This is a genomic window from Halovulum dunhuangense, from assembly GCF_013093415.1.
Classification (GTDB): Bacteria; Pseudomonadota; Alphaproteobacteria; order Rhodobacterales; family Rhodobacteraceae; genus Halovulum; species Halovulum dunhuangense.
The window spans coordinates 506,836-533,065 of record NZ_JABFBC010000001.1; the positions used below are offsets into that span (position 1 = coordinate 506,836).

The window sequence follows — 26,230 nt, forward strand, 5'->3', positions numbered from 1 at the left end:
GGGTCAGGCCAGCGCCATCAGTCCCTCCATGTCGAGCGGCGCGTTCACCATCCTCAGATGACCGTTCGCACCGACGGGCCAGGCGTCGCGCGGCCTGTCCCAATACAGCTCGACACCGTTCTCGTCCGGATCGCGCAGGTAAAGCGCCTCGCTCACCCCGTGATCGGCGGCCCCGTCCAGGTCGATTCCGGCCGCGGCGACACGGCGCACCGCCTGCGCGAGGTCCCGGCGCGTGGGATAAAGAAAGGCCGTGTGGTACAGCCCGGTATGCCCGCGCGGCGGCGGCGTGCCGCCCAGGCTGTCCCAGGTATTCAGCCCGATATGGTGGTGGTAGCCGCCCGCCGACAGGAAAGCGGCGCCGGGGCCGTAGCGCTGCACCAGGTCAAGGCCCAGCACGTCGCGGTAGAAGGCGATCGCGCGGTCAAGGTCCGCGACGCGCAGATGGACATGGCCGATCCGCAGCCCCTCGGGGGCGGGCGGCAGGGCGGGGCGTTCGGGGGTCATGTGGCTCTCCTTTGTTTCTTCAGGGAATATAAGGAACAAGCCTGATCTGCATAAGAACTGAAATTCGACACAATCGGTTGCGTCTTTCGCCGCGCCCCGCGCGCGGATAAAAGGCGCCCATGGACGGGATCGCGATCGAACGGCTGGGACATGAGGGCGACGGCGTGGGCGGCGGGGGTTATCACCCCTTCACCCTGCCGGGAGAGACCATCCTGTCCGGCGATCCGCCCAAGATCCTGACCCCGTCGCCGGATCGCGTCGCGCCGGTCTGCCCCCATTTCGGCCGCTGCGGCGGCTGCGCGCTGCAACACGCCTCGGATGATTTCCTCGCCCGCTGGAAGCAGGCGGTGGTCGAACGCGCGCTGGCCGCACGCGGCCTGTCCGCGCCGTTCCGCCCCATCGCCGTGTCGCCGCCCAACAGCCGCCGGCGGGCGACATTCGCCGGGCGGCGCACGAAGAAGGGCGTGCAGATCGGCTTTCATGGCCGTGGCAGCGACCGGATCGAGGATGTGACCACCTGCGCCCTGGTGCGCCCCGGCATGCTGGCCCTGCGCCCGGTGCTGGAGGAGATCACCCGCCTTGGCGCCTCGCGCAAGGGCGGGTTGCGGCTGCTCGTGACCGAATGCGACGGCGGCTGGGATATCGACGTCTCGGGCGGCAAGCCGCTCGAGGGGCCGCTTGCCGCAAGTCTTGCAGCCCTTGCCGGGCGCGCCGATCTGGCCCGGCTGTCCTGGGAGGGCGAGGTCGTGGCCTTGATCCGCCCGCCCGCGCAGGTCATGGGCCGTGCGCGCGTCGTGCCGCCCCCCGGCGCGTTCCTTCAGGCCACGCCCCAAGGCGAGGCGGCACTGGTCGCCGCCGTGCGCGACGCGGTGGGCGATGCCGGGCGGATCGCCGATCTGTTCGCGGGCTGCGGCACCTTCGCGCTGCCGCTGGCCGAGCGGGCAGAGGTGCTGGCGGTCGAGGGCGATGGCGGAATGCTGGCGGCGCTGGAAAAGGGCTGGCGCGAGGCCGAAGGGCTGAAGGCGGTCCGGATCGAGACGCGCGACCTGTTCCGCCGTCCGCTGGAGCCGCTGGAGTTGCGCGGCTTCGATGCCGTGGTGATCGACCCGCCGCGCGCGGGATGCGAGGCGCAGGCGGCGCGGCTGGCGGCATCGCGCGTGCCGGTGATCGCCGCCGTGTCCTGCAACCCGGTCACATTTGCGCGCGACGCGCAGGCGCTGGTGGCGGCGGGCTACAGTCTTGACTGGGTGCAGGTGGTCGACCAGTTCCGCTGGTCGGGCCATGCGGAACTGGTGGCGCGGCTCAGCCGAACAGTTGCCGGCTGAGCGCCGGGAAGTCTGACGCCACCACATCCCAGTCCTGCGCGGGCCCGAGGTCGGACTGCCGATCCGGGCCGTATTCCATGGGGCGCGGCACGAAGGCAGTGGCAAGCCCGGCTGCCCGCGCTGCCTCCAGGTCGTCGTTGTGCGCGGCGACCATCATCACACTCTCGGGCGCCAGCCGCAGCGCCGCGCAGCTGGCAAGATAAACCCCCGGCCTGGGCTTGTAGTCGCGCGCGATCTCAGCCCCGAGGATGCAGTCCCACGGCAGCCCGGCATGGCGCGCGAGGCGCGTCATCAGCGCGATCGAGCCGTTCGAGCAGGGGGCGATGATGGCATGACCGCGCAGGTCGTGAAGTCCCGGCACCACGTCGGGCCACGGATCCAGCCGTTCCCACGCACGGTTCAGCCCGTCGCGGTCCGGCACCGCCAGCCCGAAGCGGCCCAGCACGAGGTTCAGGTTCTCGCGGTGCAGGTCGTCCAGCGCGACATAGTCGCGGTTGCCAGCCCGGATCCGCTCCATCGCCGGCTGGTATTCGCCCCGCCAGGCATCGGCCAGCGCCAGCGCGTCGGCACCCGGCAGCACGGCGGCTAGTTCCCGCGCGATGCAGGTGCGCCAGTCCACGCAGGTGCCGAAGACATCGAAGATCAGCGCCTCGGGCCGCATCAGGCGTCAGTCGCCGACGCCGATCACGCCCTGGTTCACGCCGACATGCCCGCGATGCAGCAGGATGTGGTCGAGCAGCACACAGGCCATCATCGCCTCGCCCACCGGCACAGCGCGGATGCCCACGCAGGGGTCGTGGCGGCCCTTGGTGACGATCTCGGCGGGCTCGCCTGCCTTGGTGATGGTCTTGCGCGGGTTCAGGATCGACGATGTCGGCTTGACCGCGAAGCGCAGAACCACGTCCTGCCCGGTGGAAATCCCGCCCAGGATACCGCCCGCGTGGTTCGAGCTGTATTGTGGCTGGCCGTCGTTGCCCATGTAGATCTCGTCGGCATTCTCGATGCCGGTCAGGCCAGCGGCGTTCATGCCCTCGCCGATCTCGACGCCCTTCACGGCGTTGATCGACATGGCGGCGGCGGCAAGGTCGGTGTCGAGCTTGGCATAGATCGGGGCGCCCAGCCCCGCGGGGACGCCCTGTGCCACCACCTCGATCACGGCACCGACGGAGTTCCCGGACTTGCGCAGCGCATCGAGGCTTTCGGCCCAGCGCGCGGCGGCGTCGGCGTCGGGGCACCAGAAGGGGTTCTGCTCGATCTGCTGGAAGTCGAAGAGGCTGCGGTCGATCCCGTCGCGGCCCATCCGGACCATGTAGCCGGCGATCTTCAGCCCCGGCACAAGCTGCGCCAGCGCCGCGCGGGCAAGCCCGCCGGCGGCAACCCGTGCGGCCGTCTCGCGCGCCGAGGAGCGGCCGCCGCCCCGGTAATCCCGGATGCCGTATTTCTGGAAATAGGTGATGTCCGCATGGCCCGGGCGGAACTTCTCCATGATCTCGGAATAGTCCTTGGACCGCTGGTCGGTGTTCCGGATCATCAGCTGCACCGGCGTGCCGGTGGTGACCCCTTCGAACACGCCGGACAGGATCTCGACCTCGTCGGCCTCGCGCCGCTGGGTCGTGTACTTGTTCTGCCCCGGCTTGCGCCGGTCCAGCCAGTGCTGGATCTGCGCCGCGGTGATCGGCACCCCCGGCGGCACCCCGTCCACCGTCGCGCCGAGCGCGGGCCCATGGCTTTCGCCCCAGGTGGTGACGCGGAAGATGTGGCCGAAGGTGTTGAAACTCATTGCATGGCTCCGGGCGGGTGGTTGCGCTTGGGTGTAGCGCAGAGGCCGACGTCAGGAAAGCCTTGGCTGTCCCGGACGGCGGGACTAGATCAGATCCAGGCGCCCATTCCGGCGCACAGGCATGGCCCGCGGGGCCGGAGACAATCGTTATGGCATTTCAGGATCACGCAACGCCCGGGCAGATCCCGGCCTTCGTTCTGCCGCTTCTGCTGGCCTGCGCGACGCTGACGGTGATGGCCGGGGCCACCATCGCCCCGTCGCTGCCCGGGCTTCTGGAGCATTTCCGCAGCGTCCCGGATGCCGCCACGCTGGTGCCGCTGATCCTTACGGTGCCGGGGCTGGCGATCGCGATATCCGCGCCGCTGTGCGGCGTGCTGGTGGACCGGATGGACCCGCGCAAGGTGCTGCTGGGGTCCATCCTGCTTTATGTCGGGGCCGGAAGTTCGGGCCTGTGGCTTGACGGGCTCATGCCGATCCTTGCCGGAAGGGTGCTGCTGGGGCTTGCGGTCGGTGGGGTGATGACCGCCTCGACCACGCTGATCGCCAACATCTTCACCGGGCCCGAGAGGGGCCGGGTGCTGGGCTACCAGGCCTCGGCCATGGGGTTCGGCGGCGTGATCTTCATCCTGGGCGGCGGGCTTCTGGCGGATGTCAGCTGGCGCGGGCCCTTCGCGATGTATCTTGTTCCGCTGGTGCTGCTGCCGCTGGTGTTCACCACGCTTCCAGCCCCCACGCAAGGAGGCGAAGGCGGCACCGGCGACGGCGGGCGCTTTCCGGTGGCTCTGGCGCTGCCGATCTATGCCAGCGCCTTCGCGGCGTTCCTGATCTTCTACATGATCCCGACGCAGTTGCCCTTCCTGATCGAGGATCTGGGCGCGGCCCGCGCCTCGACCGCCGGCTATGCCATCGCGGCGATCACGCTGGTATCCGCCACCGTATCGGCATTCTTCGGGCGCATCCGCGCGCGGCTGTCGCCGCTGGCGATCGGCGCGCTGGGCTTCGGCCTGCTGGCGCTGGGCTATGCGCTTCTGGCAGGGGCCGGCACGCTGGGCGTCGTGTTCCTGCTGGCGCCGCTGGTGGGCGCGGCGCTGGGCGTCGTGATGCCCAACCACATGACCTGGCTGATGGGGCGCGTCCCGCCGCAGATGCGCGGACGCGCCAGCGGGTTCATGACGATGTCTATCTTCCTGGCGCAGTTCCTGTCGGCCTTTGCGGGCGCCGCGCTGGTCGGCGCAGGGGGGCTGGGCGGCGCGTTTCTCGGCATGGGGGCCGTGTCGGGGCTGGTCGCGCTGGTCTATGTTGCGGCGATCGCCCTGTCCCGACGCGCCGCTTGACGCGGGCGGGGGCCGGGACATACACAGGCACGCACGACCTCGGGGTGCCCTGTCAGGGCTGAGATGCGGGTGAACCCGCGAACCCGTCGAACCTGAACCGGATCGTACCGGCGTAGGGAAGGTGAGACAGGGATGAAACCTCCACCTGCCTTTCGCCGCAGCAACTGGAGGATGCCGATGCTTCGCCTTTCCCTCTCGGCTGTGGCCCTGCTGACCGCAAGCGCGGCGGCGGCGCAACAGCCTGTCCTGACCGTCTATGCCTATGACAGCTTCACCTCGGAATGGGGGCCCGGCCCGCAGGTCGAGGCTGCGTTCGAGGCGGAATGCGGCTGCGACCTGCAACTGATCGGCGCGGGCGATGGCGCGGCGCTTCTGTCGCGGCTTCGGCTGGAAGGGCCGAACACCCAGGCCGACGTTGTGCTGGGGCTCGACACCACGCTGACCGCGATGGCGCGCGAGACGGGTCTTTTCGCGCCCCATGGCATCACGCCCGAGGGGCTGACCCTGCCCGTGGACTGGGACGACGCCGACTTCCTGCCCTTCGACTGGGGCTATTTCGCCTTTGTCCACGACACCACCACCCTGCCCAACCCGCCCGAAAGCCTGGCGGAACTGGCGGCGTCCGACATCAGCGTGGTGATCCAGGATCCGCGCAGCTCTACCCCGGGGCTGGGCCTGCTGATGTGGGTGAAGTCGGTCTATGGTGACGAGGCGCCCGCCTTCTGGGAGGCGCTGGCGCCGCAGATCGTGACCGTGACCGCCGGCTGGTCCGAGGCCTATGGCATGTTCCTCGAGGGCGAGGCGGACATGGTGCTGAGCTACACCACCTCGCCCGCCTATCACCTGATCGCCGAGGAGGACGACAGCAAGGCCGCCGCCGCCTTCGACGAGGGGCATTACATGCAGATCGAGGTGGCCGGGAAACTTGCTTCGACCGACCAGCCGGAGCTGGCCGACCGCTTTCTCGCCTTCATGCTGAGCCCCGCCTTCCAGGAGATCATTCCCACGACCAACTGGATGTACCCGGCGGCCCTGCCGGCGGGTGCGTTGCCCGAGGGGTTCGAGCGCATGATCACGCCCGCGACGGCGCTGCACCTGCCGTCCGAGGAGGTGCCCGCGCTGCGTGACGAGGCGCTGGCCGAATGGCTCGCCGCGCTGGCGCGCTGAGCGCCTCGACGCTGCTGACCGGGGGTCCGGTGCTGGCACTCGTGCTGGCGCTGGGCCTCGTGCCGGTGATCGTTCTCGCAGGTCTTGATGGGGCCGGCACCCAGGCGCTGGGGCCTGCCGACTGGGCGGCGATCCGCTTCACCCTGGTGCAGGCGACGCTGTCGGCGGCGATCAGCTGCGCGCTGGCGGTGCCCTTTGCCCGCGCACTGGCGCGGCGCAGCTTTCCGGGCCGAAGGGCGATCGTGGCGCTTCTGGGCGCGCCCTTCCTGCTGCCGGTGATCGTTGCGATCCTCGGCCTGCTTGCCGTCTGGGGGCGCGCCGGGGCCGCAAGCGACCTGAGCCGCGCATTCGGAGGCCCGGTCCTGTCGATCTATGGCCTGCCGGGCGTTCTGCTGGCGCATGTCTTCTTCAACGTGCCGCTGGTGACGCGGCTGCTGCTTCAGGGCTGGCAGGCGATCCCGGCCGAGCGGTTCCGGCTGGCGGCCCAGCTTGGCATGGGGCCGGGTGCCGTGTTCCGCCTGCTGGAGGTGCCGCTTCTGCGCGCCGTTCTGCCCGGCGCTTTCCTGCTGGTGTTCCTGCTGTGCATGACCAGCTTTGCCGTCGCGCTCGCGCTGGGGGGCGGGCCGCGCGCCACGACGATCGAGCTGGCGATCTATCAGGCGCTGCGCTTCGATTTCGACCTGGGCCGGGCGGCGCGGCTGGCGCTGGTGCAGTTCGCCCTGTGCGGTGCCGTCGCGGGGCTGGCCCTGTGGCTGGGCCGGCCCGGCGCCTTTGGCCGTGGCATGGGCCGCTTCCGCCGCCGCTGGGATGCCCCGGGGGGCGCGGTGCGGGTCTGGGACGGTACGGTGATCCTGCTGCTTCTCGGCTTCCTGTTGCCCCCGATGGGGTTCGTTCTGGGCCGTGGTGCTGCGGCGCTGGTTTCCGGTCCGCCGTCTGGCCTGTGGGAGGCGACGGGCACCAGCCTTGCCCTTGCGATCTGCTCTGCCATTGGGGCGACGCTTGCGGTGCTGGCGCTCGCCGGGCTGATCACCGCGCTGCCACGGGGTCGTGGCGCGGTGGTGGAGGGCATCGGCCTTCTGATGCTGGCGGCATCCCCCTTCGTGATCGGGACCGGGCTGTTCGTGCTGCTGCGCCCTGTCATCGATCCCTTTGCCTGGGCGCTGGTCATCACCGGCGTGATCAACGCGGCGATGAGCCTGCCTTTCGGCCTGCGCGCGCTGGTCCCCGCCATGGCCGCCGCCCGGGGAGAATATGGCCGGCTGGCGGACAACCTGGGGATCACCGGGCTTGCCCGGCTGCGGCTGGTGACACTGCCCCTGATCCGTGGGCCGCTCGGCTTTTCCGCCGGGCTGGCGGCGGCGTTGTCGATGGGGGATCTGGGTGTGATCACCCTGTTCGCGCCCCCCGGGGTCGAGACGCTGCCGCTTTACATGTACCGGCTGATGGGGGCCTATCGCATGGATGACGCGGCAGGGGCGGCGCTGTTGCTGCTGGTGCTCAGCCTGGCGGTATTCTGGGTCTTCGACCAGGGAGGGCGCGATGGATCTGCGGCTTGAGGGGCTGCGCCTGACATGGAGCGGCTTTTCGCTCGAGGCCGATCTTGCCGTGCCGGAAGGCGACTCCGTGGCCGTGATCGGGCCATCGGGTGCGGGGAAATCCACGCTGCTGGCGCTGATCGCGGGGTTCGAGGCGCCGGACACCGGCCGCATCCTGTTCGGGGGCGACGACCTGACCGCGACCGGCCCGGCCGCAAGGCCCGTGACGATGGTGTTCCAGGACAACAACCTGTTCCCGCATCTCAGCCTGTCTCGGAACGTGGGACTTGGCCTCGATCCGTCGCTCAGGCTTGACCGGGCGGGTTGGGCGCGGGTCGAGGCGGCATTGGCGGAGGTGGGGCTTGCGGGACTGGGGGATCGCAAGCCGGGGCAGCTTTCGGGCGGTCAGCAAAGCCGCGCGGCGCTGGCCCGCGCCTTGTTGCGCAACCGGCCCATCCTGCTGCTCGACGAACCCTTCGCGGCGCTTGGACCGGCGCTCAGGCGCGAGATGCTGGACCTGGTGGCCCGGATCCGGGCCGAGCGGGGCATGACGCTTCTGATGGTCACGCACGACCCGGAGGATGCGGCCCGGATCGCGGCGCACACGATCTTCCTTGCCCATGGACGTGCGGCGCCGCCCGCGCCGACGCGGGCCCTGCTGGCCGATCCGCCCCCTGCGCTGGCTGCATACCTGGGTTCCGATTAGCCTGCTTGCCGGCTTGCCCGTCGATCTGCGATGCTTTCCCCCGGCGCTGTCTTGGGGAGGGCGCATGCTCAGACCGAAGATCCTGACGACCCTGCGCGACTACAGCCTGCCGCTGTTCCTGTCGGACCTTGGCGCGGGCATCACGGTCGCCATGGTGGCGATTCCGCTCAGCATCGCCATCGCCATCGCCTCGGGGGCAGAGCCGGCGCAGGGGCTGGTCACTGCCATCGTGGGCGGTTTTCTCATCTCGCTTCTCGGCGGCAGCCGGGTCCAGATCGGGGGACCGACGGGCGCGTTCATCGTGGTGGTCGCGGCGGTCATCGCCGAACATGGCTATGCCGGGCTCGTGACCGCGACGCTGATGGCCGGGGCGATCCTGCTGCTAGCGGGGCTGTTCCGGCTGGGAAGCCTGGTGCGTTTCGTGCCCGAGGCGGTGATCAACGGCTTCACCATCGGTATCGCCGTCATCATCGCCGCGGCCCAGATCCGGGATCTGTTCGGGCTTTCGGTAGAGACAGTTCCCGCCGCATTCCTTGAAAAGCTGCCCGTGCTCTGGGCCGCGCGGGACAGTGTCGACCCCGTGGCGCTTGGCATCGGGCTGGCGGCGCTTGTCTCCATCGTGATCCTGCGCCGCGCGATGCCGCGCTTTCCCGGGCTTCTGCTGGCGGTCGCCGGTGTCTCGGCCATCGTCGCGCTGGCCGATCTGCCGGTGGCAACGATCGGGTCCAGCTTCGGTGCCCTGCCCGACCGGCTGCCGATGCCGGGGCTGCCCGATCTCTCGCCCGCCCGGCTGGTGGAGCTGTTGCCGTCGGCGCTGGTGATCGCCTTTCTGGCCGGGGTCGAATCGCTGCTGTCGGCGATGGTGGCGGACCGGATGATCGGTGGCGCGCATCGGCCCAATGCCGAGATGATGGCACAAGGCGCGGCCAATATCGGCTCTGCCCTGTTCGGGGGCCTGCCCGCGACCGGGGCCATTGCCCGGACGGCGACCAATGTGCGCGCAGGCGGCAAGACGCCGGTCGCAGGGCTGGTGCATGCGCTGGTCATCCTGGCGGTGATGATGCTGGCGGCGCCGCTTGCCGCCTATCTTGCGATGCCGGCGCTGGCCGCGGTGCTTGTGCTGACGGCCTGGAACATGAGCGAGCCGCACAAGTGGCGCGGCTACATGGCGGCCCGACCGGGCGATCGCGGGCTGCTTGTGGTCACGCTGCTGCTGACCGTTCTGGTCGACCTGACGGTCGCCATCGGCGTGGGCGTCGCCGCGGGCCTTGCACTGCGGCTCAGGCGTCGTGGTGTGCCGGAAGCGGACTGGAGCGAGCGGGACATCCGCGACAAATAGAAAAGGGCGGGATCGATGTCCCGCCCTTTCCCGGTTGCCGCGTGGCCGGATCACTCTGCCGGGGCGTTTTCCTTACGGTGCTTGACCGGGGCCCAGAGCTTCTTGTTGGACAGGTACAGAAGCACGGTCAGAAGGCCGAGGAACAGCACGGCCGTGATCCCGGCGGTCTTGCGCGCCTCGAGCTTCGGTTCCGCGGCCCACATCAGGAAGGCGGCGACGTCCTGCGCCTGCTGTTCCAGCGTTGCCTCGGTTCCGTCGGCATAGACCACGTCATCGCCCCAGAGCGGCTGGGACATGGCGAAGTAGCCGCCATAGGCCTCGTTCTCGTAGAGAATGACGCCCGCCTGCTCCTGCTCCTCGCCGGTGTAGCCTGCCAGGACCGATGCGATGTATTCCGCGCCACCCATGCCGTTGACCAGCTGGCTGATGCCGGTGCCCGCGGGGCCATGGAAGCCCGCGCGCGCCTTTGCCATCAGGCTGAGGTCGGGCGCGTTCGACAGGGCCGAGCCGGGGAAGTAGTCGGTCGGTATCGCCGGCCGCTCGTCACCGGGAAGCGCCTCGGGCCCGGTATCGGGCACGAAGAAGTTCTCGGCATAGGCGCGGACCTCGGCGTCGGTGTAGCCCAGATCCTCGAGCGCGCGGAACGGCACGTATTGCAGGCCGTGGCAGCCCGAGCAGATCTCGGTATAGACCTGAAGGCCGCGCTGCAGCTGGTCCTGGTCGTAGGAGCCGAACGGCCCCTCGAAGGAGAAGGCGTAGTCGGTGACGTGGCCCCCGGTCCCCGCCGCGAAGGCAGAGCCCGCGGCGAGGGTGACGGCGGTGGCCGCCGAAAGGATGAAGGTCTTCTTCATGGCTCTAGTCCTCTCTCGCCAGCTCATTCCGCCGGTTCCGGCTTGTAGTGGCGGTTGAAGTCCTGCTCGATCGTCTCGGGCTGCTCCAGCGGCTTCTCGATGACGCCCAGCACCGGCAGGATCACCAGGAAGTAGGCGAACCAGTAGGTCGAGGCGATCAGCGAGATCGTGGCATAGGGCTCTTCCGCCGGCATCGCGCCACACCACATCAGCAGCATGAAGTCGGCCACGAGGATCCAGAACCAGATCTTGAACTGCGGGCGGTAGCGCCCCGAACGCACGCTCGACGTGTCGAGCCACGGGGCCGCAGCCATCACCGCGATCGCGCCGAACATCGCCACCACGCCGAAGAACTTGGCGTCGATGATGCCGCCGGTGATGAAGCTGGTGAACTGGACCAGCCACACGTCGGCGGTGAAGGCGCGCAGGATCGCGTAGAAGGGCAGGAAGTACCATTCCGGCACGATATGCGCGGGGGTCGCCAGCGGGTTCGCCTCGATGTAGTTGTCCGGGTGGCCCAGGTAGTTCGGCATGAACGCCACGATCGCCGCGAAGACCGCCAGGATGAGGGCCAGCGCGAACAGGTCCTTGATCACGAAATACGGCCAGAAGGGCAGCGTGTCCTTCTTCGCCTCTTCCTTGGAACCGCGACGCACTTCCACGCCGGTCGGGTTGTTGTTGCCCGTCGAATGGAACGCCCAGACGTGCACGATCACCAGGCCCAGGATCAGGAAGGGCATCAGGTAGTGCAGCGAGAAGAAGCGGGTCAGCGTGTAGTTGTCCACGGCAGGTCCGCCCAGCAGCCAGGTCTGGAGCGCCGGGCCGACGCCCGGGATCGCGCCGAACAGGCCGGTGATCACGGTCGCACCCCAGAAGGACATCTGCCCCCAGGGCAGCACATAGCCCATGAAGGCGGTGCCCATCATCAGCAGGTAGATCAGCATGCCAATGATCCAGGTGATCTCGCGCGGGGCCTTGTACGAGCCGTAGTAGAGACCGCGGAAGATGTGCAGGTACACGGCTATGAAGAACAGCGATGCGCCGTTCATGTGAATGTAGCGCAGCGCCCAGCCGCCGTTCACGTCGCGCATGATGTGCTCGACCGAGGCGAAGGCCAGATCGACATCCGGCGTGTAGTGCATCACCAGGACGATGCCGGTGACGATCTGCAACACAAGGCAGAACACCAGCACGATGCCCCAGATCCACATCCAGTTGAGGTTCTTGGGCGTCGGGATGGTCAGCGTCGAATGCAGAAGGCCGAGGATCGGCAGGCGGGTTTCGACCCACTTCTCGGCGTTCGTCTTCGGCTCGTAATGATCGTGCGGAATACCACTCATCTCTCTCGCTCTCCCTTAGCCGAGACGGATGACCGTGTCGGAAATGAATTCCGCCTGCGGCACCGGAAGGTTCGTGGGTGCCGGGCCACGGCGGATGCGGCCCGAGGTGTCGTAATGCGACCCGTGGCAGGGGCAGAACCAGCCGCCGAAATCGCCGGCCTCGCCAAGCGGCACACAGCCGAGATGGGTGCAGACGCCGATCATCACGAGCCACTCGCCCGCCTCGTCCAGGCTGCGGTTCTCGTCCGCGGCAGAGGCTTCTGCGGGCAGGTTGGCGTTCGCTGCCAGCGGGTCGGGCAGGTCGCCCAGATTGACGTCGCGCGCGGCGGCGATCTCTTCTTCCGTGCGACGGCGGATGAACACGGGCTTGCCCTGCCACAGCGCGGTGATCTGCTGGCCCGGCGCTACCGCGCCGACATCGACCTGGATAGAGGCCATGGCCTGCACATCCGCGCTGGGGTTCATCTGGTTGATGAGCGGCCAGACGGCGGCGCCGACCGTGACCGCGCCGGCCGCCCCGGTGGCGACGTAAAGAAAGTCGCGGCGGGTACCGGTATCTTCTTCGACGTGGGACACGCGATATCTCCATTGGTGTCAATTCTTCGGCTTGCCGCCGGGCACCCAAGCACATAGATGCGCAAAGCCGGGGGCCTGGCAGGTCACCCGGCTACCTAATCCAACACCCCGCGCGGGTCCAGCGGACTTTGCGCCGCAGTTTCGGGCCGGTCGCGCGCCCGTGACCCGGAAGGACATGCAGAACCCCCCGCCCATCCGCCTTGCGGCCTATCAGCCGGACATCGCGCAGAACCTGGGCGCGATGATCCGGATTGCCGCCTGCTTCGGCCTGCCGCTCGACGTGATCGGGCCCTGCGGCTTTCCGTTCTCGCTGCGCGCGCTGCGCCGCACTGCCATGGATTACGCCCGGATCGCGGATGTGACGGACCATGACGACTGGGCAGCGTTTCGGTCCGCGCAAGAGACGCGCCGCCTGGTGCTGCTCAGCACGAGGGGCGCGGTGCCGCTGTGGGATTTCGCGTTCAGACCGGGCGACACCCTGCTGGTGGGACGCGAGAGCGCGGGCGTCCCGGCCGAGGTCCACGCAGCCGCGGATGCCGCGGTGGCGATTCCCATGCCGGGCGGCGGCCGGTCGCTGAACGTCGCGGTAAGCTGCGGCATCGCCGCGGCAGAGGCCTTGCGCCAGCTGCGCGGCTGAAGCCGATTCGCCCGCCTCAGGCCCGGCGCGCGCCGATCCGGGCGACGCCCATCACTTCCAGAACCTTCGCCTCGATATCGGGGGCGTTGAGCTTCGCGATGGCATACATCGATGCCGGGCTGTCATGGTCGATGAAGGTGTCGGGCAACACCATCGAGCGGAATTTCAGCCCGTGGTCGAAGATGCCTTCCTCGGCCAGAAGCTGGGCGACATGGCTGCCGAAGCCGCCGATGGCGCCTTCCTCGATGGTGATGAGCGCCTCGTGGTGGCGGGCAAGCTGAAGGATCAGCTCGCGGTCCAGCGGTTTGGCGAAACGCGCATCCGCGATGGTCGGGCGGATGCCACGCGCCTCCAGCGACTCGGCGGCGACGAAGATCTCCTGCAGGCGGGCGCCGAAGTTCAGCAGCGCAACGCCATTCCCCTCGCGCATCAGGCGGCCCTTGCCGATTTCCAGTGGTGTGCCGGTTTCCGGCATCTCGACACCGACCCCCTCGCCCCGCGGGAAGCGGAAGGCGGACGGCCGGTCGTCGATCGCGGCGGCGGTGGCGACCATGTGCACAAGTTCCGCCTCGTCCGCTGCGGCCATCACCACGAAATCGGGCAGGTTTGCCAGGTAGGCGGTGTCGAAGCTGCCCGCATGGGTCGGCCCGTCGGCGCCCACAAGCCCGGCGCGGTCGATCGCGAAGCGCACCGGCAGGCGTTGCAGCGCCACGTCATGCACGACCTGGTCATAACCGCGCTGGAGGAAGGTGGAATAGAGCGCGCAGAAGGGTTTTAGGCCGCCCGCCGCCATGCCCGCGCAGAAGGTGACCGCGTGCTGTTCCGCGATGCCCACGTCGAAGCAGCGGTTCGGGAAGCGTTCCGCGAACAGGTTGAGCCCGGTGCCGTCCGGCATCGCGGCCGTGACCGCGGTGATCAGCGGATCGCGTTCGGCCATCCTGATGAGGGACTGGGCGAAGACCTTGGTGTAGCTCGGCGCGTTCGACGGCGCCTTCTTCTGCTCGCCCGTGATGACGTCGAACTTGGCCGTCGCATGCCCCTTGTCCGAGGCGCGTTCGGCCGGGGCATAGCCCTTGCCCTTCTTGGTCAGCGCGTGGATCAGAACGGGGCCGTCGGCCCGCATCTTGACCGTGCGCAGAACCGACAGAAGCTGGCCCATGTCGTGCCCGTCGATGGGGCCGACATAGGAAAAGCCCAGCTCTTCGAACAGGGTGCCGCCCACGGTGACGGATTTCACCAGTTCCTTCGCCCGGCGCGCGCCTTCCTGGAAAGGCGGCGGCAGCAGGCTGATCGCGCCCTTGGCGGCGGACTTGAATTCCTGGAACGGCGCGCCCGCGTAGAGCCGCGAGAGATAGGTGGACATCGCGCCCGTGGGCGGGGCGATCGACATCTCGTTGTCGTTCAGGATGACGATGAGCCGCTTTTTCAGGTGGCCGGCATTGTTCATCGCCTCGTAGGCCATGCCGGCGGACATCGACCCGTCGCCGATCACGCAGATGACGTCGCCGATGCCGTAATCGGGCGATCCGCCCAGGTCGCGCGCCACGGCGAAGCCAAGCCCGGCCGAGATCGAGGTCGAGGAATGGGCCGCCCCGAACGGATCAAAGGGGCTTTCGGTGCGCTTGGTGAACCCCGACAGCCCACCTCCCTTGCGCAGGGTGCGGATGCGCTCGCGCCGGCCGGTCAGCACCTTGTGCGGGTAGCACTGGTGGCTCACGTCCCAGATCAGCTTGTCCTTGGGAGTGTTGAACACGGCGTGGATCGCGACGGTCAGCTCGACCACGCCCAGCCCGGCGCCCAGGTGGCCACCGGTCTCGGACACGGCAGAGATGGTTTCCGCTCGAAGTTCATGCGCCAGCTGCGACAGCTGCGCGTCGCTCAAGCCCCGCATGTCGGCGGGTGTCTGAACCTTGTCGAGGAGCGGAGTGTCAGGGCGGATTGTCATTCTCTCTCTCCGGGCATCGTGTCCTTCCCCGGCTTCGCGGGCGGTAACGCCCGGAAATGCCTTCAGTTATTCCGGCTGATCGCGAATTCCGCCGCAAGGCGAAGGTTCTCAGCCGCAGAGCCGTAGGGACTCAGAGTGTCACATGCAGTTGACACCAAGTCACGCGCTTTCTTGCGCGCCCCCTCCAGTCCCAGAAGCGAGACGAAGGTGGCCTTGCCGGCGGCCCCGTCCTTGTGGGTCGCCTTGCCCATGTCGGACGCTTCCGCCGTGACGTCCAGGATGTCGTCCTGGATCTGGAAGGCGAGGCCGAGTTCCGCGGCAAATTTGACCAGGTTCGAGACGTCCGACTTGCCGAGAATCGCCCCCGCCTCGCAGGACCAGCCGATCAGCGCGCCGGTCTTGAGCGCCTGCAGCTGCGCCACCTGCTCGAAGTCGAGCGGGGCTGCGGCGGTTTCGGCTGCAATGTCCAGCGCCTGTCCCGCCACCATGCCGCCCGCCCCCGCCGCCTGCGCGAGGCGCAGCATCAGCCGGGTGCGGATCAGCGGGTCGGGGGCCGTCTGTGGCGCGGCCAGTATCTCGAAGGCCAGCGATTGCAGCGCATCGCCGGCCAGGATCGCGGTTGCCTCGTCCCACAGCTTGTGCACGGTGGGTTGGCCGCGGCGCATGTCGTCATCGTCCATCGCGGGCAGATCGTCGTGGATCAGCGAATAGGCGTGGATGCACTCGACGGCCGCGGCAGCGCGGATTGCCTGCGGCTTTGGAACCCGGAACAGCCCGGCGCTTTCCAGCACCAGAAAGGCGCGCAGGCGCTTGCCACCCGACAGGGTGCCGTGGCGCATCGCGTCGGCAAGCGGTGTGCCGACCGGTGGCAGCAGCTTGTCCAGCGCCTCCTCGACCGCGGTGGCGGCCTGGCTCAGCGCCGCGTGGAACTGGAGATCGCGGGCCGTGGCCATCCGCTCAGTCCGGATCAACCGGGGTCAGCCCGGTCGCGGCGCCATCGGGGCCACGGGTGATCTGGGCGACCTTTTCCTCTGCGGCGGCCAGCTTTCTCTCGCAATGCGCCTTGAGCTTCGCGCCGCGTTCGTAAAGCAGGATCGACTGTTCCAGAGGGATGTTCCCGCCTTCCAGGTCAGAGACGACGGTTTCCAGTTCGGCCAGCGCCTGCTCGAAGCTCATCTTTTCGATCGGCGTGTCGTTCATTCCCCGCGCTCCATCAGTGTCTCGACATGGGTGGCGGCCGAAGCCGCCAGGGCGTGAAGATCATATCCGCCTTCCAATGTCGAGACGACCCGCCCGGCGGCATGGCGGTCGGCGACATCGCAGATGGCGTTGGTGACCCAGGCAAAATCCCGTTCCGTCAGCCGCAGGTTGGCAAGCGGATCGTCGCGGTGGGCGTCGAAGCCGGCGGATACGAGAATCATCTCGGGCGCCGCCGCTTCGAGTGCGGGCAGAACGAAAGTCTCCCAAGCCTGGCGGAAACCGGCGCCATCGGTGCCGGGCAGCAGCGGCACGTTCAGCACGTTGTCATGGGCGCCCCGTTCATGCGCGAGTCCGGTGCCGGGATAAAGCGGGCTCTGGTGCGACGAGGCGAAGAAGATCCGTGCGTCGTTCCAGACCAGGTCTTGCGTGCCGTTGCCGTGATGAACGTCGAAATCGACGATCGCCACCCGCGACAGTCCCCGTTCCAGCGCGTGCCGCGCGCCGATCACGACGGTGCCGAACAGGCAGAAGCCCATCGCCGTTTCGCGTTCGGCGTGGTGTCCCGGCGGGCGCGTGGCGCAGAAGGCGTTGCGCGCCTCGCCGTCGAGCACCGCATCCACGGCCCGCACGATGCCGCCGGCCGCCCTGAGCGCCGCCTGCAAGGAGCCGGGCGACAGATGCGTGTCCGCATCGAGCTGGGCAAAGCCGTGCGACGGCACGGCGGCGCGGATGCGGTCGAGATGGGATTGCGGATGTGCCAGCCGGATCTGCGCGTCGGTGGCAAGCGGCGCCTCTTCGCGCAGGAGCGCGTCGAAGGCCGGATCGGCAAGCGCCGTGCGCACCGCCTCGAGTCGCGCCACCTGCTCGGGATGCCCCGGCGGCGTCACATGGTGCAGGCAGTCGTCATGGGTCACAAGCAGCGTCGTCATCGAGGCACGGCCTTTCGGTCTGGGGCCGCCATACTGTTGCGAAGCGATGCGGCGTTCAAGCCGAAGCACGCACCGAAGACCCTGGCGCTGCCGACCGGGTTCAGGTCTTGCGGCGGAGCCGGATCACGACGTCCACCTTGCAGATCTCGGCCCCTTCGGGCGCGTCCGGCAGCGCCTCGATCCGGACGCTGTCGGCAGGGGCGTCGGTCAGGTGGCCGTCATCCTCCCAGAAGAAGTGGGGATGATCGTCGGTGCGGGTGTCGAAATAGGAGCGGCTGCCGTCAACCGTCACCTCGGTCATCAGCCCCGCCTGACAGAAGGCGCGCAGCGTGTTGTAAACGGTCGCCAGCGACACCCGGTCGCGGCCCCGTGCGGCGGCTTCGTGCAGGCCTTCGGCGGTGACATGCCGGTTGCGTCCGTCGCCGACAAGCAGCCGGGCGAGCGTCAGGCGCTGTCGCGTGGGCCGCAGCCCCGCGGTCTGCAGCCATTCCGACGCGCGGCGGCGTTCGATGTCGTCTTCGCGCAATGCCATGCGGTCCTTGCTCCTGTGCGCGGGCGGGTCCAGTCCCGGTCTGGCGCGCACGTTTCCAGAGTATGTGCGACCCGCCCCCGGTGCTGTCAAGCTTGCACCCCGCGCGACACGGGTGATAGAGCGTTTCAGAAAGTTACAGAACCACGGAGCACTGCCTTAATGACCGGACTGCCGACCAGCTTCGACTTCGACGGTCTCATGCGTTGCGCACGCGGAGAGATGTTTGGGCCCGGCAATCCGCAGCTTCCCGCGCCGCCCATGCTGATGATGGACCGCATCACCGACATTTCGGCGGATGGCGGAACACACGGCAAGGGCCATGTGGTGGCCGAATTCGACATCCGCCCGGACCTGTGGTTCTTCGAGTGTCATTTCATCGGCGACCCGGTGATGCCTGGCTGCCTGGGCCTCGATGCCCTGTGGCAGCTGACCGGCTTCAACCTGGGCTGGCGCGGCATGACCGGCAAGGGCCGGGCGCTGGGCGTCGGAGAGGTTAAGTTCACCGGCATGGTGACGCCGGAGACGAAGCTCGTCACATACGAGGTGGATTTCACCCGCGTCATCGACCGCAAGCTGAAGCTGGGCTTGGCCGACGGCGTGATGAAGGCCGATGGCGAAACGATCTACACCACCAAGGACATGAAGGTCGGCCTGTTCACCGAATGAGTCCGCGCCCGGTCCGCCGATGAACTTCCGGCGAGGAATTTGAAGAAGGGGAGCCGCACATGCGCCGCGTCGTCATAACCGGGATCGGGATCGTCTCCTCGATCGGCAACAACGCCGACGAGGTGAAGCTCTCGCTGAAGGAGGGCCGGTCGGGGATCGAATTCGCGCCCGACTATGCCGAACACGGCTTCCGCAGCCAGGTGCACGGCCGCCCGAAGATCGACATCGCGGAGCATGTCGACAAGCGCGACCTGCGCTTCATGGGTGACGGGGCCGCCTTCAACTTCATCGCCATGCAGCAGGCGGTCGCCGACAGCGGGCTCGAGCCGAACGAAGTCTCGAACGAGCGCACCGGCCTGGTGATGGGCTCGGGCGGGCCGTCCACAAGGAACTTCTTCCAGGCGCATCAGATCGTCATCGAGAAGGGCAGCCCAAAGCGGATGGGACCCTTCATGGTCACCCGCTGCATGTCCTCGACCAATTCGGCCTGTCTTGCCACGCCGTTCAGGATCAAGGGCGTGAACTACTCGATCACTTCGGCCTGCTCGACCTCGGCCCATTGCATCGGCAACGGAGTCGAGCAGATCCAGTTCGGCAAGCAGGACATCGTCTTTGCGGGCGGTGGCGAAGAACTGGACTGGACGCTGTCCTGCCTGTTCGACGCCATGGGCGCCATGTCCTCGAAATACAACGACACCCCCGAGACGGCCAGCCGCGCCTATGACGAGACGCGCGACGGCTTCGTGATCGCCGGCGGCGGCGGGGTCGTGGTGCTCGAGGAATACGAGCGCGCCAAGGCCCGCGGTGCGAAGATCTACGCCGAGGTGACAGGATACGGGGCCACATCGGACGGCTACGACATGGTTGCCCCCTCGGGCGAGGGCGGCGAGCGGGCGATGCGGCTTGCCATGTCCACGCTGGGCGAGCGCAAGGTCAGCTACATCAACTCGCACGGCACCTCGACCCCGGTCGGTGACATCTCTGAGGTGGAGGCGATCCGCCGCATCTTCGGAAAGGGGACGACCCCGCCGGTCAGCTCGACCAAGTCGCTGACCGGGCATTCCCTGGGCGCGACCGGCGTGCAGGAGGCGATTTATTCGCTGCTGATGTTGCAGGACGATTTCATCACAGCCAGCGCGAACATCACAAAGCTCGACCCGGCGCTGGAACCGGGCGAGGTCGTGACAGAGCGCATCGACAACGCCGGTCTCGATACGGTCCTGTCCAACAGCTTCGGCTTCGGTGGCACCAACGCGACGCTGGCGCTGTCCCGAGTACAGGACTGACCCGGATGCCTGAACTCATGAAGGGCAAGCGCGGACTGGTGATGGGCGTTGCCAACGAGAAGTCCATTGCCTGGGGCATTGCCAAGGCGCTGCATGCCGAGGGGGCGGAACTGGCCTTCACCTACCAGGGCGATGCCTTTGGCCAGCGGGTGCAGCCGCTGGCGGCAAGCCTGGGGGCGGAACTGGTGCTGCCCGCGGATGTGCAGGACGGAGCATCGCTCGATGCGGTGTTCTCGACGCTGGCCGAGAAATGGGGCCGGGTGGACTTCCTCGTCCATGCCATCGCGTTTTCCGACAAGACCGAGCTTTCCGGCCGCTTCGTCAACACGAGCCGGAAGAACTTCCTGAACTCGCTCGACATTTCCTGCTATTCGCTGGTGGACCTGACGCGCCGGGTGGCGCCGCTGATGAAGAATGGCGGGTCGGTCGTGACGCTGACATACCTGGGTGCGCAGCGGGTGACGCCCAACTACAACGTGATGGGCGTGGCCAAGGCGGCGCTGGAATGCGCGGTGCGCTACCTGGCGAACGACCTCGGCCCGGACGGTATCCGCGTGAACGCGATCAGCCCGGGCCCGATGCGCACGCTCGCGGGCGCGGCGATCGGTGGCGCGCGCAAGGTGTTCCGCAATTCCGAGATGAACGCGCCCCTGCGCGGCAATGCCACGCTCGAGGCGGTGGGCGGAACGGCTGTCTATCTTTTGTCGGATCACGGAGCCTGCACCACGGGCGAGGTGATCTTCGTCGATGGCGGTTTCCACGTCACCGGCATGCCGCAGGTCGAGAACCTGTAGGACTTGGGGTAGCTGCCCGGATCGGAGGAAAGCGCATGACCATCCGTGCCTGCGTGTTCGATGCCTATGGAACGCTGTTCGACGTGACCGCAGCCGCGAGGCGGGCCGCCGGAGAGCCGGGACAGGAGCGTCTGGCCGAAGCCTGGCCGCGGCTGGCCGAGATCTGGCGCGCGAAACAGCTTGGCTACACCTGGCTGCGGGCCGTGACCGGCGCGCATGCCGATTTCTGGCAGGTCACGGGCGAGGCACTTGATTTCGCCCTGGAAGCGGTTGGGCTGCACGGGGATGCAGTGCTGCGCGACCGGCTGATGATGCTCTACCGCACGCTCGACCCCTATCCCGAGGTGCCGGCCATGCTGGCCGCGTTGAAGCGGGCGGGCTTCGCGACCGCGATCCTGTCGAACGGGGCACCTGAAATGCTGGCGGCCGCGGTCGAGAGCGCCGGGATCGGCGACCGGCTGGACGATGTGCTGAGCGTGGAAAGCGTCGGTGTGTTCAAGCCGCATCGCTCTGTCTACGAGCTGGTCGGCGCCCGCTTCGGAACCACGCCGCGCGATGTGCTGTTCGTCTCCTCGAACGGGTGGGATGCGGCGGCGGGGGCGGGCTACGGCTTTCGCACCGCCTGGGTGAACCGCGCGGGCGACCCGATGGACCGGTTGCCCTGGCGACCCGAGACGGTGCTTCCCGACCTTTCCGGCATACCCGACCTGGCGGCCAGGCTCTGATGCAGCGCTTCACCACCTCGGACGGGCTGTCGCTTGCCTTTCAGGTGTCGGGCGAGGGCCTGCCGCTTCTGTGCCTGCCGGGGCTGACGCGCAACCACCACGATTTCGACGATCTGCGCGCAGTGCTGCCCGAGGGGCTGCGCATGATCGCGCTGACCAGCCGCGGACGGGAGCCTTCGGATTTCGCGCCGGACCCGATGAGCTATGACATCCCGACCGAGGCGCGGGACGCGTTGGAACTGCTGGACCATCTGGGCATCGCTCGGGCGGTGATCCTGGGTACCTCGCGCGGGGGGCTGATCGCCATGGTGATTGCGGCGCTGGCCCCGCAGCGGCTGTCGGGCGTGCTGCTGAACGACATCGGCCCCGAGATCGACGCGGACGGGCTTTCGCGGATCATGGACTATCTGGGCCGCCGGCCGGCCGCGCGCGACATGGACGCGCTGGCCGTGAAACTGGCCGAGACGATGGGCGCGGGCTTTCCCGATTTCGATGCTGCCATGTGGGACAGGCTTGCCCGCCGCTGGTACCGCGAGGATGCGGAAGGCATTGCGCTTCGCTACGACCCGCGCCTGCGCGACGCGGTTCTTGCCAAGGGGGCCGCGCCCGATCTGTGGCCGCTTTTCGATGCGCTGGCGGGCATCCCGCTGGCCGTGCTGCGGGGACAGCATTCCGACCTGCTGCGCGCGGACACGCTAAGGCAGATGCAGGCGCGCCGCCCCGATCTGATTGCCGCCACGGTGCCCGGCCGTGGGCATGTCCCCCTGCTGGACGAGGCGGAAAGCCTGGCCGTCCTTAACACCTTGGTCGAAAGGGTCCGCACATGAGCGACTTCACCATGATCCTCGAAGCCGACCGCCGGCTTGGCCCGGTGGTCCGGCGCACGCCGCTTCTGTCCTCGCCTTTCCTCGACGAGATCGCGGGCAAGCGCGTGCTGGTCAAGGCGGAGTGCCTTCAGCACACCGGATCCTTCAAGTTCCGCGGCGGCTATTCGGCCGTCAGCGCGCTGGACCCCGAGATCCGGTCGCGGGGCGTGCTGGCCTATTCCTCGGGCAACCACGCGCAGGGGGTCGCACGCGCGGCGCAGATGCACGGGGTGCCCGCGGTCATCATCATGCCCTCGGACGCGCCGGCGCTGAAGATCGCGAATACCCGCGCCATGGGGGCGGAGGTCGTGCTCTACGACCGCGCCGGCGAAAGCCGCGAGGAGATCGGCAACACGCTTGCGCGGGATCGCGGGCTGACGCTGATCAAGCCTTACGACGAGCCGCAAGTCATCGCCGGACAGGGCACCTGCGGGCTGGAAATCGCGGCCCAGGCCATCGAGGAAGGCGTGCGGGATGCCGATGTGCTGGTCTGCTGCGGTGGCGGCGGGCTCAGTTCCGGCATTGCACTGGCGCTGGAAGCCGATGCGCCGGGCCTGCGCGTGCGCACCTGCGAGCCCGAGGGCTTCGACGACACCGCGCGCAGCCTGGCGAGCGGCAGCCGGCAGTCCAACGCGGCCGCGACCGGGTCGATCTGCGACGCGATCCTGACGCCTTCGCCCGGAGAGATCACCTTTCCGATCCTCAAGCGGCTGGCCGGGCCGGGGCTGGCGGTCAGCGATGCGGAGTGCCGCCGCGCGATGGCGCTGGCCTTCCTGCGGCTGAAGATCGTGGTCGAGCCTGGCGGCGCGGCGGCGCTGGCCGCGGCGCTGTTCCGGCCCGATCAGATCCCGGGGGACACCGTGATCGCGGTGGCCACGGGGGGCAACGTGGATCCCGCCCTGTTCGCCGACGTGCTGGCGAACGATCTCTGAAACGTTTCAGGGCGGCAGCCTGTGATGGCCGCCGCCCCGTTCATCCCTTGCGGGACGGGTGTTCCGCTTGCGCGGATCAGTCTTCGTTGGCCTCGAAGAAAGCCTGCGCCGCGCGCGAGGTCTCGGTGCCGGCATTGGTGTCGACCGACAGGATCGCCTCGATCTGGCGCTGCTGCACGCTGGTCGCCTCGTCGCTGTTGATGACGGCGAAGATCTGCGCCTTCTGGGTCGCGGTCAGCGCGTCGGCATCGTAGGTGGCCAGCGGCGTCGAGAAGGTGTTCGCAAAGGCGGCACCAGCGGTCAGGGTCAGGGCGGCGGCAGTGATAAGAGCGCGTTTCATGTTGAAACTCCTTTGAGTGATTGTTTCGCGTTTTTTCCGTTTTTCGCCAGTTGCGGCGACACGGCTGATATCTACCCGGAGCCAGCTAACTTCAACTCACGAACCGGGACACGGCCAATCACACAGCCTTGAAACAGGTTGCCCCTTGACAGAACTGGGCAACGGATTGTTTCGCAGTAAACATTAAGTATCTGAAATCGTTGCGTCAACTTCGGCGCGCATGTCGCCGTTCCGTGATCCCCGGCGGTCCGGATCTCACGCGGCCGCGACTGCCGGGCCGGGTTTCCGAAACTTGGCGCTTTGATGACGGATCGTTTCCGAAACGGAAAACGGTGATTTTTGCGCCTCCGGGGGCCGCGGGGGCCGTGAAAGCCCCCGCGTTTCGGGCGTCAGCCCTGCGACTCGCCTGCCGCCATCGCCCTGGCGCGGTCGCGAAGCGGGCCTTTCTGGATCTTTCCGGTAGAGGTCCGGGGCACATCGCCGAAAACGACGTGGCGTGGGCACTTGTAATGTGCCAGCCGGTCGCGGACGAAGGCGATCAGCGTCTCGGCCGTCGCCTCGCGCCCCGGCTTCAACTCGACGAAGGCGCAGGGCGTCTCACCCCATTTCGGATCGGGCATCGCGACCACGGCGGCGGTCTGCACCGCCGGATGGGCGAAGAGGGCGTCCTCCACCTCGATCGAGGAGATATTCTCGCCGCCCGAGATGATGATGTCCTTCGCGCGGTCACGGATCTGGATGTAGCCGTCGGGCTGCACCACCGCCAGATCGCCGGAATGGAACCAGCCGCCGTTGAGGGCGGCATCGGTCGCGTCCGGATCCGCAAGGTAGCCCTTCATCACGATGTTGCCGCGAAACAGGATCTCGCCCATCGTCTCGCCGTCATGGGGGACTTCCTCCAGCGTGTCGGGGTCGGCCACGATCACCGCTTCCTCCATCAGGTAGGCGACACCCTGCCGCGCCTTCAGCCGCGCCTGTTCGGCGATGGGCAGGCGGTCCCATTCCTCGTGCCAGGCGCAGGCCACGGCGGGGCCGTAGACTTCGGTCAGGCCGTAGACATGGGTCACCTCGAAGCCCTGCTCGGCCATGGATTGCAGCACCGCGGCGGGTGGCGGGGCGGCCGCGGTCATCACCTTGCAGCGATGCGAGAACTCGCGCCGTTCCTCGTCGGTTGCGTTGATCATGAAGGACAGGACGATCGGCGCGCCGCAAAGATGGTCCGCACCATGCACGGCGATCCCCTCGTAGATGCTGGCGGCGCTCACCTGCCTTACGCAGACATTGGTGCCCGCGCGCGCCGCGATGGTCCAGGGAAAGCACCAGCCGTTGCAGTGGAACATCGGCAATGTCCACAGATAGGTCGGGTGCATCGGCATCGACCATTCGAGCGCGTTGTTCACCGCGTTCAGATAGGCGCCGCGGTGGTGATAGACGACGCCCTTGGGTCGCCCGGTCGTGCCTGATGTGTAGTTGATGGAAATGGCGTCCCATTCATCCGCCGGCCCCTCCCAGGCGAAATCGGGATCACCGCCGGCAAGGAAGGACTCGTAGTCCTGCGCGCCCAGCAACTCGCCCCCTCCGGCGGCGGGATCATCGATATCGATCACCATGGGCGCCGCCTTGCACAGCGACAGCGCCTCGCGGATCACCGCAGAGAAGGCGCGATCGGTGATCAGCAGCTTCGCCTCGGCATGGTCGAGGATATAGGCCACCGTTCCGGCATCGAGCCGCGTGTTGACGGCGTTCAGCACGCAGCCGGCCATCGGCACGCCGAAATGGCACTCGTACAACTCGGGCGTGTTCACCGCCATGACCGCCACGACGTCGCCCTTCTGGAGCCCCTCGCGGCGAAGTGCCGAGGCAAGCCGCCGGCAGCGCTGATAGGTTTCGGCCCAGCTGCGGCGCAGATCGCCATAGACGATGGCGGTGCGGTCCGGAAACACCTGCGCGCTGCGCCGCAGGAAGGAAAGCGGCGAAAGCGCGACATGGTTCGCCGCGCGGCGCGGCAGGGCATCGTGGGCACGGGGCATCTGGCAATTCCTCCCTTGGCGGTTGCCAGCCATGACAGGCGGAAACGGCGGCCCGCGCAAGCCCCGACTTCCAGGTCTAAGGCATCGTCGCCGAGTCACGCGATATTGAGACGCGGGGCGCGCCCCCGCCGCGGGTTTCGCCGTATCTTATACCCCGGAAACGACGGAGTCCGTGCCATGAAGCGACGTGCCTTTCTCACCATCGGTCTTGTCACCGCGGCCACACAGGCGACGGCGCTTCCCTTCGACCGGCAATGGTTCACCCAGGGCTTTCCATTCCGTCGGCAGACCCGCTTCGGATTGCAGGGAGAGCGGCTGACCGTCGAAAGCGATGCGGGCGTCGCGCTGGTGCTTCGCAAGCTGGATCCGTCGCTCTGGGGCGCGCGCAGTGCTTCGTGGCGCTGGGACGTTGCGCGCAGCGTTCCACCCACGGACCTTGCCCGGAAGGGTGGGGATGACCGAAACCTGGCGCTCTATTTCGCCTTCCTGCCCCGCGCCCGGGCAGAGGCGCTGATCGACGCGCCGCCGCGCCGGGTATTGACCGACGAGGCGGCGACGACGCTGGTCTATGTCTGGGGCGGGATGCGGGACCGTGGCACCTTCATCCAGAGCCCCTACCTGGGTGCGCGCGGCATGACGGTCGTGCTGCGCCCGGCGGCACCCGGCAGCCATTCGGAGGAGGTGGATCTGGCCGCGGATCACCAGCGCGCCTTTGGCACGGCGCCAGAGGCGTTGTTCGGCATCGCCGTCTCGGCAGATGCGGACGACACCGGCAGCGCCATCGCCGGCAACGTGTCCGACCTGCGACTGGGTTGAGCAAGGGGCCGCCCTTGCCAGCCGGAATGGGCCCCGGCATAGTCTGCCCGCCAATCCACACAGGGATGATTGCAC

General features: G+C 68.1%; 27 protein-coding genes and 1 riboswitch. Of the genes, 14 read left to right on the plus strand and 13 right to left on the minus strand.

Annotated features, from left to right (window positions below; all coding sequences use genetic code 11):
• Positions 1-3 precede the first annotated feature (3 nt).
• Positions 4-504 carry a VOC family protein gene (locus HMH01_RS02450; protein WP_171322129.1) on the minus strand — a complete coding sequence of 167 codons (501 nt, stop codon included), beginning with the start codon at positions 502-504 and terminating at the stop codon, positions 4-6.
• A 119-nt stretch (positions 505-623) separates the two neighbouring features.
• Between HMH01_RS02450 and HMH01_RS02455 the strand changes: the two genes are divergently transcribed.
• Positions 624-1,829, plus strand: a complete 1,206-nt coding sequence (locus HMH01_RS02455; RefSeq protein WP_171322131.1) for a class I SAM-dependent RNA methyltransferase — start codon at positions 624-626, stop codon at positions 1,827-1,829.
• Here the strand turns inward: HMH01_RS02455 and HMH01_RS02460 are convergent.
• Together HMH01_RS02460 and aroC are read right to left on the minus strand one after the other, a co-directional pair.
• Complete coding sequence (locus HMH01_RS02460) at positions 1,807-2,490, minus strand: haloacid dehalogenase type II (RefSeq protein ID WP_171322133.1); 684 nt, start codon at positions 2,488-2,490, stop codon at positions 1,807-1,809. The two genes, HMH01_RS02455 and HMH01_RS02460, sit on opposite strands and share 23 nt — an antisense overlap.
• 6 nt (positions 2,491-2,496) lie before the next feature.
• Positions 2,497-3,609, minus strand: coding sequence for a chorismate synthase (aroC, locus tag HMH01_RS02465; protein WP_171322135.1), 1,113 nt, complete (start codon positions 3,607-3,609; stop codon positions 2,497-2,499).
• 149 nt (positions 3,610-3,758) lie between these two features.
• Between aroC and HMH01_RS02470 the strand changes: the two genes are divergently transcribed.
• From HMH01_RS02470 to HMH01_RS02490, 5 genes are all read left to right on the plus strand, one after another.
• Positions 3,759-4,943: an MFS transporter gene (locus tag HMH01_RS02470; protein ID WP_171322137.1), complete on the plus strand. Its 1,185-nt coding sequence runs from the start codon at positions 3,759-3,761 to the stop codon at positions 4,941-4,943.
• Positions 4,944-4,973: 30 nt separating this feature from the next.
• Positions 4,974-5,079, plus strand: a riboswitch (TPP riboswitch).
• Positions 5,080-5,120: 41 nt separating this feature from the next.
• Complete coding sequence (gene thiB, locus HMH01_RS02475; protein WP_171322139.1) at positions 5,121-6,110, plus strand: thiamine ABC transporter substrate binding subunit; 990 nt, start codon at positions 5,121-5,123, stop codon at positions 6,108-6,110.
• Positions 6,086-7,666 (plus strand): thiamine/thiamine pyrophosphate ABC transporter permease ThiP, encoded by a 1,581-nt coding sequence (locus HMH01_RS02480; protein ID WP_171322140.1) that lies wholly within the window; start codon positions 6,086-6,088, stop codon positions 7,664-7,666. The genes thiB and HMH01_RS02480 overlap by 25 nt, the downstream gene beginning before the upstream one ends.
• Positions 7,650-8,351, plus strand: a complete 702-nt coding sequence (locus HMH01_RS02485; protein WP_171322142.1) for a thiamine ABC transporter ATP-binding protein — start codon at positions 7,650-7,652, stop codon at positions 8,349-8,351. The genes HMH01_RS02480 and HMH01_RS02485 overlap by 17 nt, the downstream gene beginning before the upstream one ends.
• Before the next feature lie 64 nt (positions 8,352-8,415).
• Positions 8,416-9,690: a SulP family inorganic anion transporter gene (locus tag HMH01_RS02490; RefSeq protein WP_171322144.1), complete on the plus strand. Its 1,275-nt coding sequence runs from the start codon at positions 8,416-8,418 to the stop codon at positions 9,688-9,690.
• A 50-nt stretch (positions 9,691-9,740) separates the two neighbouring features.
• Here the strand turns inward: HMH01_RS02490 and HMH01_RS02495 are convergent, their stop codons facing one another.
• From HMH01_RS02495 to petA, 3 genes are read right to left on the minus strand one after another with little or no spacing between them, the layout of a single operon-like run.
• Positions 9,741-10,541 carry a cytochrome c1 gene (locus HMH01_RS02495; RefSeq protein ID WP_171322146.1) on the minus strand — a complete coding sequence of 267 codons (801 nt, stop codon included), beginning with the start codon at positions 10,539-10,541 and terminating at the stop codon, positions 9,741-9,743.
• A gap of 23 nt (positions 10,542-10,564) precedes the next feature.
• Positions 10,565-11,881 carry a cytochrome b gene (locus HMH01_RS02500; protein ID WP_171322148.1) on the minus strand — a complete coding sequence of 439 codons (1,317 nt, stop codon included), beginning with the start codon at positions 11,879-11,881 and terminating at the stop codon, positions 10,565-10,567.
• A 15-nt stretch (positions 11,882-11,896) separates the two neighbouring features.
• A complete protein-coding gene (petA, locus tag HMH01_RS02505; RefSeq protein WP_171322150.1) occupies positions 11,897-12,457 on the minus strand; it encodes a ubiquinol-cytochrome c reductase iron-sulfur subunit in 561 nt (186 codons plus the stop codon).
• A 175-nt stretch (positions 12,458-12,632) separates the two neighbouring features.
• On the opposite strand from petA, the gene HMH01_RS02510 reads away from it, so the two are divergent.
• Positions 12,633-13,094 (plus strand): TrmH family RNA methyltransferase, encoded by a 462-nt coding sequence (locus tag HMH01_RS02510; RefSeq protein WP_216366745.1) that lies wholly within the window; start codon positions 12,633-12,635, stop codon positions 13,092-13,094.
• 16 nt (positions 13,095-13,110) lie between these two features.
• Here HMH01_RS02510 and dxs read toward each other — a convergent pair whose 3' ends face one another.
• The 5 genes from dxs to irrA all read right to left on the minus strand — a co-directional run bounded on the left by dxs (position 13,111) and on the right by irrA (position 17,700).
• Positions 13,111-15,039 (minus strand): 1-deoxy-D-xylulose-5-phosphate synthase, encoded by a 1,929-nt coding sequence (gene dxs, locus HMH01_RS02515; protein ID WP_171322152.1) that lies wholly within the window; start codon positions 15,037-15,039, stop codon positions 13,111-13,113.
• A 62-nt stretch (positions 15,040-15,101) separates the two neighbouring features.
• Positions 15,102-15,992: a polyprenyl synthetase family protein gene (locus tag HMH01_RS02520; protein ID WP_171322154.1), complete on the minus strand. Its 891-nt coding sequence runs from the start codon at positions 15,990-15,992 to the stop codon at positions 15,102-15,104.
• Between the two features lie 4 nt (positions 15,993-15,996).
• Positions 15,997-16,239 (minus strand): exodeoxyribonuclease VII small subunit, encoded by a 243-nt coding sequence (locus HMH01_RS02525; protein ID WP_171322156.1) that lies wholly within the window; start codon positions 16,237-16,239, stop codon positions 15,997-15,999.
• Entirely contained in the window at positions 16,236-17,168 is a 933-nt protein-coding gene (locus tag HMH01_RS02530; RefSeq protein WP_171322158.1) for a histone deacetylase family protein, read from the minus strand. The genes HMH01_RS02525 and HMH01_RS02530 overlap by 4 nt, the downstream gene beginning before the upstream one ends.
• A 100-nt stretch (positions 17,169-17,268) precedes the next feature.
• Positions 17,269-17,700, minus strand: coding sequence for an iron response transcriptional regulator IrrA (gene irrA / locus HMH01_RS02535; protein WP_171322160.1), 432 nt, complete (start codon positions 17,698-17,700; stop codon positions 17,269-17,271).
• Between the two features lie 159 nt (positions 17,701-17,859).
• Between irrA and fabA the strand changes: the two genes are divergently transcribed.
• From fabA to HMH01_RS02565, 6 genes are read left to right on the plus strand one after another with little or no spacing between them, the layout of a single operon-like run.
• Entirely contained in the window at positions 17,860-18,366 is a 507-nt protein-coding gene (gene fabA / locus HMH01_RS02540) for a 3-hydroxyacyl-[acyl-carrier-protein] dehydratase FabA (RefSeq protein ID WP_171322162.1), read from the plus strand.
• Between the two features lie 59 nt (positions 18,367-18,425).
• Complete coding sequence (gene fabB / locus HMH01_RS02545) at positions 18,426-19,652, plus strand: beta-ketoacyl-ACP synthase I (protein WP_171322164.1); 1,227 nt, start codon at positions 18,426-18,428, stop codon at positions 19,650-19,652.
• Between the two features lie 5 nt (positions 19,653-19,657).
• The gene (locus tag HMH01_RS02550; RefSeq protein WP_171322165.1) at positions 19,658-20,446 is read left to right on the plus strand and encodes an enoyl-ACP reductase FabI; all 789 of its coding nucleotides are present in this window, start codon (positions 19,658-19,660) and stop codon (positions 20,444-20,446) included.
• 35 nt (positions 20,447-20,481) lie between these two features.
• Complete coding sequence (locus HMH01_RS02555) at positions 20,482-21,171, plus strand: haloacid dehalogenase type II (RefSeq protein ID WP_171322167.1); 690 nt, start codon at positions 20,482-20,484, stop codon at positions 21,169-21,171.
• Positions 21,171-21,998 carry an alpha/beta fold hydrolase gene (locus HMH01_RS02560; protein WP_171322169.1) on the plus strand — a complete coding sequence of 276 codons (828 nt, stop codon included), beginning with the start codon at positions 21,171-21,173 and terminating at the stop codon, positions 21,996-21,998. Before HMH01_RS02555 ends, HMH01_RS02560 begins: the two co-directional genes overlap by 1 nt.
• Complete coding sequence (locus HMH01_RS02565) at positions 21,995-22,969, plus strand: threonine ammonia-lyase (RefSeq protein WP_171322170.1); 975 nt, start codon at positions 21,995-21,997, stop codon at positions 22,967-22,969. Before HMH01_RS02560 ends, HMH01_RS02565 begins: the two co-directional genes overlap by 4 nt.
• 76 nt (positions 22,970-23,045) lie before the next feature.
• On the opposite strand, the gene HMH01_RS02570 is transcribed toward HMH01_RS02565, so the two are convergent.
• Positions 23,046-23,309, minus strand: a complete 264-nt coding sequence (locus HMH01_RS02570; protein WP_171322173.1) for a hypothetical protein — start codon at positions 23,307-23,309, stop codon at positions 23,046-23,048.
• A 389-nt stretch (positions 23,310-23,698) separates the two neighbouring features.
• Positions 23,699-25,339 carry an acyl-CoA synthetase gene (locus HMH01_RS02575; RefSeq protein WP_171322174.1) on the minus strand — a complete coding sequence of 547 codons (1,641 nt, stop codon included), beginning with the start codon at positions 25,337-25,339 and terminating at the stop codon, positions 23,699-23,701.
• A 177-nt stretch (positions 25,340-25,516) separates the two neighbouring features.
• Here HMH01_RS02575 and HMH01_RS02580 point away from each other — a divergent pair, with 177 nt between their 5' ends.
• On the plus strand, positions 25,517-26,155 hold the full coding sequence (locus tag HMH01_RS02580) for a DUF3047 domain-containing protein (RefSeq protein ID WP_171322176.1): 639 nt from the start codon (positions 25,517-25,519) through the stop codon (positions 26,153-26,155).
• Positions 26,156-26,230: the final 75 nt, after the last annotated feature.